The organism is Acinetobacter sp. AB03, from assembly GCF_058107045.1.
On record NZ_JBUEBA010000002.1, the window covers coordinates 3,198,533 to 3,205,262 of the forward strand.

At 42.4% G+C, this 6,730-nt stretch carries 4 protein-coding genes; all 4 read left to right on the top strand.

All coding sequences use genetic code 11. The annotated features are described in order from the left end of the window. The first annotated feature begins 432 nt into the window (after nucleotides 1-432). The 4 genes from dnaA (at nucleotide 433) to gyrB (ending at nucleotide 6,693) form a co-directional block, all read left to right on the top strand. Nucleotides 433-1,812, top strand: coding sequence for a chromosomal replication initiator protein DnaA (dnaA, locus tag ACY3FQ_RS16075; RefSeq protein ID WP_004697428.1), 1,380 nt, complete (start codon nucleotides 433-435; stop codon nucleotides 1,810-1,812). A 110-nt stretch (nucleotides 1,813-1,922) separates the two neighbouring features. Continuing rightward, nucleotides 1,923-3,071 (top strand): DNA polymerase III subunit beta, encoded by a 1,149-nt coding sequence (gene dnaN / locus ACY3FQ_RS16080; RefSeq protein ID WP_159153738.1) that lies wholly within the window; start codon nucleotides 1,923-1,925, stop codon nucleotides 3,069-3,071. A 15-nt stretch (nucleotides 3,072-3,086) separates the two neighbouring features. Next, nucleotides 3,087-4,169 carry a DNA replication/repair protein RecF gene (recF, locus tag ACY3FQ_RS16085; RefSeq protein ID WP_005401772.1) on the top strand — a complete coding sequence of 361 codons (1,083 nt, stop codon included), beginning with the start codon at nucleotides 3,087-3,089 and terminating at the stop codon, nucleotides 4,167-4,169. A gap of 52 nt (nucleotides 4,170-4,221) precedes the next feature. Further along, nucleotides 4,222-6,693, top strand: a complete 2,472-nt coding sequence (gene gyrB, locus ACY3FQ_RS16090; RefSeq protein ID WP_005401771.1) for a DNA topoisomerase (ATP-hydrolyzing) subunit B — start codon at nucleotides 4,222-4,224, stop codon at nucleotides 6,691-6,693. The last annotated feature ends 37 nt before the right edge of the window (nucleotides 6,694-6,730 follow it).

Here is a 6,730-nt window from a genome sequence, read left to right on the forward strand (position 1 = left end):
AAGTCTTTAAATTCACTTACTGTGCATGTTTTTAAATTTAAATTCATTTTGGATCTCCAGTTATCCCCAGAAAACAGGTCTCTTATAAATAAATTCAAATTTATAAATTTAAATTTATTACTATTAGGGCGGTCTTTTTCTGTGGAAATGACGCTTTTTTAATTATAAAACAATAAAATATGGTGTGGATAAGATTGTTTTTATAAAATTAATAGTTTGTGGATAACTTTGTGCTATATTCTATCCACAGTTTGCGGATAAACTTATCCACACCAGTATTTGAATTTAAATTTATTTTCATAAGCAGACTTTTTGAGCAATATCTGCAGAATTTTCCATGACAGATGTGGATAACTTGGTTAGAATGGCGACCCGCTTCGGTGGGTACATAGTGTTTTTATTAATTATCGATGGAATGAATAGGGGTTTCACATGCTTTGGACGGACTGCTTAACTCGCTTGCGACAAGAGCTATCTGGGAATGTCTTTACAATGTGGATACGCCCTTTAGTTGCAGAAGAGTTAAATGACACACTACGTCTTTATGCTCCCAATCCCTATTGGACACGTTACATTCAAGAACATCACCTAGAATTGATTACAATTTTAGTGGAGCAGCTCTCTGAAGGGCGTGTACGTAAAGTTGAAATTTTAGTCGACTCACGCCCAGGTGCAATTTTATCTGCGAGTGAGCAACCTGCAACGACGACTGCGGCTTTAGAGTCTGCTCCAGCACCTGTTGTACGTCCGAAAAAAGAAAAAGAAGAAGGGAATTCTAAAAACAGCCGTAAACGCCAGTTAAATCCTTTATTTTCCTTCTCACTTTTTGTGGAAGGTCGTTCAAACCAAATGGCTGCTGAAACGTGTCGTAAGGTTTTAACTCAGTTAGGTGCTTCTCAGCACAATCCCTTATTTTTATATGGCCCGACTGGTTTAGGTAAAACACACTTAATGCAAGCAGTGGGCAATGCCTTGTTGCAAGCCAAACCGAATGCACGTGTCATGTATATGACGGCAGAAAGCTTTGTTCAAGATTTTGTTAGTTCTTTACAACAAGGCAAAGTGGAAGAATTTAAAAAAAATTGCCGATCTTTAGATCTATTGTTGGTCGATGATATTCATTTGTTGGCGGGTAAAGAGGCGAGTTTAGTAGAGTTTTTCTATACTTTTAACGCACTTTTAGATGAATCTAAGCAAATTATTCTGACTTCAGATCGCTATCCAAAAGAATTAACGGAATTAGATCCACGTTTGGTTTCACGCTTTTCTTGGGGCTTGTCGGTTGGGGTTGAGCCACCAGATATTGAAACCCGTATTGAAATTTTGCTGAAAAAAGCAGAAAGCAATGATGTGGAATTACCACGAAACTGTGCGTTATTTATTGCGCAACAAGTGGTTGCAAACGTACGTGAATTGGAAGGTGCGCTGAATAAAGTGGTGGCCATTTCACGCTTTAAGGGTACAGCTATTGATTTGGATGTTGTGCGTGAGTCATTAAAAGACGTCTTGGCCATTCGTGCACGAACCATCAGTACTGAAAATATTCAACGTGTGGTGAGTGAGTACTTTAGAATTCCACTCAAAGAGTTGGTTGGGCCTAAACGGACCCGTATTTATGCTCGTCCACGCCAATTGGCAATGGGCTTGGCACGTGAGTTAACGGGAGACAGTTTCCCTGAAATTGGTATGGCCTTTGGCGGTCGAGATCACAGTACCGTCATGCATGCTTGTGAAAAAGTTTTAAGTCTGCGCGATGAAGATCCGATCTTCAATGAGGACTATAAAAACTTGCAACGCTTGCTGCAAAGTTAAGCAAAATTGCTCAAATTCTATTCTTGCAATGCGGCATGTTCTGCCGCATAGTACACTGCTAAAAACACATTTATTTATTATTTTATCTTCAGTTTTTCGAGGAATGTATCGTGCGTTTAAAAATCGCGAAAGAAAGCTTACTTAATGTTCTATCACATGTCGTAGGAGCGGTTGAACGTCGCCATACTTTAAATATTCTCTCAAATGTTAAAGTACAAGTAACCCAAGCGTCGTTGACGATCACAGGTTCAGACTTAGAAGTCGAATTGGTTGCAAGTACCCCTCTTACAGAAGGGGCGTGTTTACAAGCGGGTGAAACGACCGTTCCTGCACGTAAGTTGATGGATATTTGCAAATCTTTACCGACTGCAGCACTGATAGACTTACAAATTACTGAAGATCAGCGTTGTATTTTAAAGTCTGGTAATAGCCGTTTTGTGTTGGGGACTTTACCCGCTGAAGATTACCCGTTATTGACCACAGAGAACACGCAAGGCACGCAAGTTGCGGTGACACAGCGTGAATTAAAGCGCCTATTTGAAAAAACTGCATTTGCTATGGCGGTGCAGGATGTGCGTTTTTATCTCACGGGAACCTTACTTGAAATTGATAATAATCAACTGCGTGCAGTGACCACAGACGGCCACCGTTTAGCTCTGTGTGAAACTGTTGCTAGCTCAAATGCCACTCAATTGATTCAAGCGATTGTTCCACGTAAAGCGGTGGGTGAACTACAGCGTTTATTGAGCATTGAAGATGAACAATTGGCGTTGTTGATTGGTCGTGAACTATTGAATGTGACCATTTCTATTGCCAGTCGTGACAAAGAACAAGGGGATACCACGGTTCGTTTCACCACAAAACTGATTGACGGTAAGTTCCCTGATTATCGCCGTGTGATTCCACGTGGTGGGGATAAAAATGTGTTAATTGCACATGATGTCTTTAAGCAATCTTTACAACGTGTTTCGATTTTAAGTAATGAAAAACTACGTGGTGTGTTCTTAAACTTTGCCGCAGACACTTTGCAGCTGCGTGCCAATAACCCAGAGCAAGACGAAGCCGTAGAGGATTTGGCGATTCAATATAATAATGCGCCAATGGAAATGTCTTTTAATGCCCAATATATCTTGGAAGTCTTAGGCGCATTGGATGGTGATGATGTGTCAATGACGATGACCGAAGCAAATCAATCGGTTCTAGTGCAAGATCCAGCTCATCAAGATCAGACCTATGTGGTCATGCCAATGCGTGTTTAAGCCCTAGGTTCAGGCATGCAAATCACGCGTTTAAACATCGAACGTGTTCGAAATCTCAGAACGGTTGCTCTCCATGGATTGCAACCGTTTAATGTTTTTTATGGACAAAATGGTTCAGGTAAAACCTCAATTTTAGAAGCCATTCATCTGTTGGCGACTGGGCGTTCCTTTCGGACCCATATTCCGAAACACTATATTCAAACCGACACCCAAGACGCGATTGTCTTTGCCCAATCCAGTTCTGAAAAAATAGGGATGCAAAAGCTGTTGTCTGGTGAACAGCTCATCAAGGTCAATGGCGACAACATTGCCACTCAAGGCCAGTTGGCTAAGATTCTTCCTTTGCAACTGATTGATCCGCAAAGTACCGATATTATTGATCATGGTGCCAAGCCTAGACGGCAACTATTAGATTGGCTGATGTTCCACGTGGAACCTGAGTTTTATCATGCATGGCAATATTATTCACGGGCATTAAAACAGCGTAATAGTTTACTGAAAACACGACGGAATCTAAGTCTGGCAGATTTGGAGCCGTGGAACAAAATGCTTGGTGATTATGGGGAAATGCTGCATTCGCAGCGCGTCAGCATTGTGGAGCAGTGGAAGGGCTTTTTTGAGCAAGATTTAAAACACCTGCTGCCAGATATCGAGGTTCAGTTAGAATATAGCCCTGGCTTTCATACCGAGGTAGGGTTGCTGCATGACCTGCAAAGTCATCATCAAAAAGACCTTGAACGGCGCTATACCGAGTATGGTCCACACAAGGCAGATTTGCGTTTAAAAACAAGCCTTGGCGATGCCGATGTCGTACTGTCACGTGGACAAAAAAAGCTGTTAATCATAGCCTTAAAACTGTCACAGATTGCAATGCTGCATGCTTGTAATAAGGAAACTGTGGTATTATTAGATGATCTGACAGCAGAATTAGATTTAACAGCACAACAACGTTTAATTGAGCGATTGAGCCAACTGGGTAGTCAAGTTTTTATTACCACTTTAGAGTATGAATCAGTCAAAAATCACTTACATGATTTATCTATTTCTTATCAATTATTCTGTGTTGAAAACGGTCAAGTTCAAGTTGTCGCACAATGATTTTAGATTTTACCCATCACGGGATAGACCTATTTTTCGCTAGGGAGAAACCATGAGTTCAGAAGATCAACAAGCTGCTTCTCAAACGGAACAAACCACAGAAAAAGCTTATGATTCCTCTAGTATCAAAGTATTACGTGGATTGGACGCAGTACGTAAACGTCCGGGTATGTATATTGGTGATACGGATGATGGTTCAGGCTTACACCATATGGTGTTTGAGGTGGTGGATAATGCGATCGATGAGGCGCTTGCAGGTCACTGTGATGAAATTTTGGTGACGATTCACGAAGATGAATCTGTAAGTGTATCGGACAATGGGCGCGGTATTCCGACCGATATTCACCCTGAAGAAGGGGTTTCTGCCGCAGAAGTGATTTTAACCATTCTGCACGCAGGTGGTAAGTTTGATGACAATAGCTACAAGGTTTCAGGTGGTCTACATGGTGTAGGTGTATCGGTTGTAAATGCCTTGTCGCGTAAGTTGGAACTGACGATTCATCGTGCAGGTCATATTCATCAACAAGAATATAAACACGGTGATCCGGTTTACCCACTGACTGTTGTGGGGAATACGGATACGACAGGAACAACTGTCCGTTTTTGGCCAAGTGCTGAAACTTTTAGCCAAACCATTTTCAATGTCGATATTCTAGCGCGTCGTTTACGTGAATTGTCTTTCTTAAACGCGGGCGTGCGCATTGTTTTGCGTGACGAGCGTATTCATGCAGAACATGTGTTTGACTACGAAGGTGGTCTGTCTGAGTTTGTGAAATATATTAACCAAGGCAAAACCCATCTGAACGACATTTTCCATTTCACCGTACAGGCTGAAAATGGCATTGGTGTTGAAGTGGCGTTGCAGTGGAATGATACCTATCAAGAAAATGTACGTTGCTTTACCAACAACATTCCACAAAAAGATGGTGGAACGCATTTAGCGGGTTTCCGTGCGGCATTAACGCGTGGTCTAAACAGCTACATGGAAAACGAAAACTTACTCAAAAAAGAGAAAGTAGCGGTTTCTGGTGATGATGCCCGTGAAGGTTTAACTGCGATTGTTTCAGTGAAAGTGCCTGATCCGAAGTTCTCTTCTCAGACCAAAGAAAAGTTGGTTTCAAGTGAAGTGAAACCTGCGGTTGAGCAGGCAATGAATAAATCATTCTCTGAATATTTGCTTGAAAACCCGCAAGCTGCAAAATCAATTGCAGGCAAAATCATTGATGCGGCACGTGCTCGTGATGCAGCACGTAAAGCGCGTGAAATGACGCGTCGTAAAAGTGCGTTAGACATTGCAGGCTTACCAGGCAAACTTGCGGATTGCCAAGAAAAAGACCCAGCATTATCTGAATTGTATCTGGTCGAGGGTGACTCTGCGGGCGGTTCAGCTAAACAAGGCCGTAACCGTAAGATGCAAGCGATTTTACCGTTGAAAGGTAAAATCCTAAACGTGGAACGTGCGCGTTTTGACAAGATGATTTCATCTCAAGAAGTCGGTACGCTGATCACGGCATTGGGTTGTGGTATTGGTCGTGAAGAGTACAATCCGGACAAGTTGCGTTATCACAAAATCATCATCATGACCGATGCTGACGTGGATGGTTCGCACATTCGTACGCTGTTGTTGACCTTCTTCTTCCGTCAAATGCCTGAGCTGGTGGAGCGTGGTTATATCTATATTGCTCAGCCACCGCTGTATAAGCTGAAAAAAGGCAAGCAAGAGCAATATCTGAAAGATAATGATGCGCTTGAAACCTATTTAATTTCAAACGCGATTGATGAGCTTGAATTGCACATCAGCGATGCTGCACCTGCGATCCGTGGTGAAGCTTTGGCGAATGTGATTGCGGACTATCAAACGTCTCAGAAGAGCTTACAGCGTTTAACTGTACGTTATCCTGCCAGTGTCTTAGATGCGTTGATTTCGGTTGAAGGCTTTAAGCTTGATCAAAACCATGACCGAGCTTATGTTGAGCAGTGGGCTGAACAAGTGCGCAGTGCTGTGGCAGAGATTCAACCGAGCTTGCGTCCTGAGTTAAGCTTAGAAACGTTTGAGAAAGAACTGGCAGATGGTCAAAAGATCGAGACTTACTTACCCCGTATCACCATCTATGTACACAATCTGCCGCACAGCTACTTATTAGATGCAGGCTTATTGGGTTCTGGTGAATATGCACGTTTGTTGAAAAACTCCAAGAGTTGGTTCACGTTGTTGGAAGATGGCGCATACCTACAAAAAGGTGATCGCAAGATTGCAGTCACTAACTTCCATCAGGTATGGCAGCATATTTTGTCTGATTCGCGTCGTGGCATGATGATTCAACGCTATAAAGGCTTGGGTGAGATGAATGCGGACCAGCTTTGGGAAACCACTATGGATCCTGAAAACCGCAACATGTTGCAAGTTACCATTCAGGATGCGATTGAAGCCGATCGTATGTTCTCTTGTTTGATGGGTGACGACGTGGAACCACGTCGTGCATTCATTGAAGAAAATGCATTGAATGCGGATATTGATGCCTAAGCGCTTTACAAAATAAGCCATAAAAGCACCCTACGGG